Origin of the sequence: Dokdonella sp. (genome assembly GCF_051958935.1) — a bacterium.
GTDB lineage: Bacteria > Pseudomonadota > Gammaproteobacteria > Xanthomonadales > Rhodanobacteraceae > Dokdonella_A.
The window spans coordinates 1-2,570 of sequence record NZ_JBQCFP010000126.1; the positions used below are offsets into that span (position 1 = coordinate 1).

General features: G+C 70.7%; 3 protein-coding genes. 1 reads left to right on the forward strand and 2 read right to left on the reverse strand.

All coding sequences use genetic code 11. The features are described from left to right. On the forward strand, positions 1 to 396 hold a 396-nt coding region (locus ACTHK2_RS11985), incomplete at its 5' end, for a hypothetical protein (RefSeq protein ID WP_440245946.1). Positions 397 to 925: 529 nt separating this feature from the next. Here ACTHK2_RS11985 and ACTHK2_RS11990 read toward each other — a convergent pair. Together ACTHK2_RS11990 and ACTHK2_RS11995 are read right to left on the reverse strand one after the other, a co-directional pair. Further along, positions 926 to 1,396 (reverse strand): metallophosphoesterase family protein, encoded by a 471-nt coding sequence (locus ACTHK2_RS11990; RefSeq protein ID WP_440245947.1) that lies wholly within the window; start codon positions 1,394 to 1,396, stop codon positions 926 to 928. Next, positions 1,396 to 2,196, reverse strand: coding sequence for a GNAT family N-acetyltransferase (locus ACTHK2_RS11995; protein ID WP_440245948.1), 801 nt, complete (start codon positions 2,194 to 2,196; stop codon positions 1,396 to 1,398). Before ACTHK2_RS11995 ends, ACTHK2_RS11990 begins: the two co-directional genes overlap by 1 nt. Positions 2,197 to 2,570 lie beyond the last annotated feature (374 nt).

Genomic DNA, 2,570 nt, shown 5'->3' on the forward strand with positions numbered 1-2,570 from the left:
GCGGTCACGGTCGGCACGCAGCCGAGCGGCCAGACCTGCTCGGTCGCCAACGGCAGCGGCACGGTATCGGGTGCGAACGTGACCAATGTCGCGGTGACCTGCGCCAACAGCACCTTCACGATCGGTGGCAACGTCACCGGCCTGCTCGGCAACAGCGTCACGCTGTCGCTCAACGGCACCGAAAGCCTGCCGGTCGCGAGCAACGGTTCGTTCGTGTTCACGACCATGCTCGGTAGTGGCGCGTCCTACGCGGTCACGGTACAGGCGCAGCCGACCTCGCCGGCGGAAGTGTGCACGGTCACGGGCGGCAGCGGCACGGTCGCCGGGGCGAACGTCACGTCGGTGCAGGTCGCCTGCTCCGATCGCATCTTCGCGAACGGCTACGAGCTTCCGTAACAACTGCACGAGGTCGCTCCCCGCCGACGCGGAGGAGCGACCCGGTTCCTGATCCGCGGCCCCTCTCGGGGGCCGCTTTTTTTTTGGGTGGACCTCGGCGGCCTCGGCCCACTCGCGGAACATCACGTAGGGTGGCGTTGGCGCCACGCGGGTAGCCGTGCGCGCTTCTTTCGCGAGGCGAAGCGCTGTCGCCCGGTTCCGTTCGCCTCGGCGGCGAGCGGGTGTCTTCTCTTTGCTTGCCCAAAGAGAAGTCACCAGGAGAAGGGACCCCGCGTCGCCGACTGCGAGGCTTTGCCTCGCGGGTTCGCGGACGCCGGCCGGGTGCGACGACAGCGCATCCTGCGATGACGGCACACGGCGCGCGATCCCTTGCGCGCCGCCTTCGGGCCATTTCGGCCGGCGCCCGCCGGCGCCGAGGGGACCCGGGTGGAGCAGCGCAGGAGCAGGAAACGGCGTCCGGCCATCGTCCCGCCCCCGGAAATGCATGGAGGCCGCGTGCGCCGCGGCAAGCGCGCAACGCGCGATGCCCTCAGGCCGCTGGCCCGTCGAGCTCGATAATGCGTGCGCTGACGTCGTCGCCGTCGATCAACAGTTCGCCGAGCGCGATCGGCAGGCGGAAGCGTCGTCGGCCGGCGCTGCCAGGGTTCACGTAGAGCACGCCGTCGCGCCGTTCGACCGAAGGGCGGTGGGAATGGCCGCTGACGACGACCTCGGCCGGCATCGATGGCGCATGGCTCGCGAGCGCGGCGAGGTCGTGCAGGACGCACACGCGCACGCGCCCGAACACGACCTCGGCCATCTCGGGCAGCGCTCGCGCCCAGTCGCCCTCGTCGTTGTTGCCGCGTACTGCATGGAGCGGCGCGATGCGCGCGAGTGCGTCGAGGATCGACGGATCACCGATGTCGCCGGCGTGCAGGATGTGGTCGCTGCCGTCGAGCCAGGCGAGCGCCTGCGGCCGGAGCATGCCGTGCGTGTCGGAGATGAGCCCGATGCGCGTCATCAGGTGCCGGGTTCGGGCGAGACGACGCGCACCGCCGACTCGCGATGGATGCGAAAGCCCATGCGTTCGTACATGCGCACCGCGCCGGTGTTGGTGCTGGCGACGTGCAGGAACGGCTGTTCGCTGCGCCGCATCTGGCGTCGCAGCAGCACGTTCATGAGGCGCCGCGCGAGTCCGCGCCCCTGCTGGTCCGGATGCGTGCAGACGCCGCTGATTTCGCGCCAGCCGGCCGCGAACACGCGTTCGCCCGCCATCGCGACGAGGCGCGAACCCTCGAACACGCCGAAGTACTCGCCGAGTTCGATCGTCTTCGGCCCGAACGGCCCCGGCCGGGTGAGCGTCGCGAGTTCCAGCGCCTGCGTCGCGTCGCGTGCATCGAGCGGCCGCGCGCCAGGCGCATCGCCGGGTGCGGGTTCGTCGGGGACCGGGCCGTCCCAGACCATCTTGTACATCGTCGAATCGAGTTCGAGCCGCCAGTCGCGCGGCACGCGCCCGGTCCAGCCATCGCAGTAGAAGCGTTCGCCAGGTTCGCACCAGGGCGCGATCGCGGCGAAGTCCGGTGCCTGCGCGTCGGCGAACGCGATGATCGGCGAGTAGTCGCGCGCGAAGCGTCGTGCCACCGCGTTGCCGAGCGCGAACCGCGCCTGCGGCCCGGCGAGCGCATGCCAGAAGATGTTGTCGAGCGCGTGCTGCTCAGCCACCACGATGAACTCCTTCAGGAACCCTTCGCGATGACCGGCATAAGCGCGTTGCGCTTGCATCGCGATCGACGCGTGGTCGCGGCTCTTCGGGTCACGCATGCGCTCGAAACCACGGCGGGTGGATGCGCTCGCGCCACAGCCAAGGCGATGCCCTTGCAAGTGCGGCCGCTGCGCAGGGAAAAGACGCGCGGCCCGTCCTCGCGCACCTCGGGTAGCGCGAGGGCGACTTCGTGGACGTCACCGCGCGTGAGCATGGCGTGGATCCTTCACGGACGAAAGGGCGAGTCTACGCCGGAGCGTTTGACGAATGCCGTCTTTCACCCGTCGGCGGCACGCGAGCGTGCCGCCGGCGGTCTCGCGGCGGGCCCACGCGCATGGCCCCCGCCCCTCCCCGAGCAACCGACCGCATGCCCCGAGCGCTGCGCCACCCACGCGCCGACCAGGGCGGACGCGGACGGGATCGCCTGCGCCGC

Coding starts and splice junctions, on each gene's coding strand:
- ACTHK2_RS11995 (WP_440245948.1), bottom strand. CDS start 2,196: ATGCGTGACCCGAAGAGCCGCGACCACGCGTCGATCGCGATGCAAGCG.
- ACTHK2_RS11990 (WP_440245947.1), bottom strand. CDS start 1,396: ATGACGCGCATCGGGCTCATCTCCGACACGCACGGCATGCTCCGGCCG.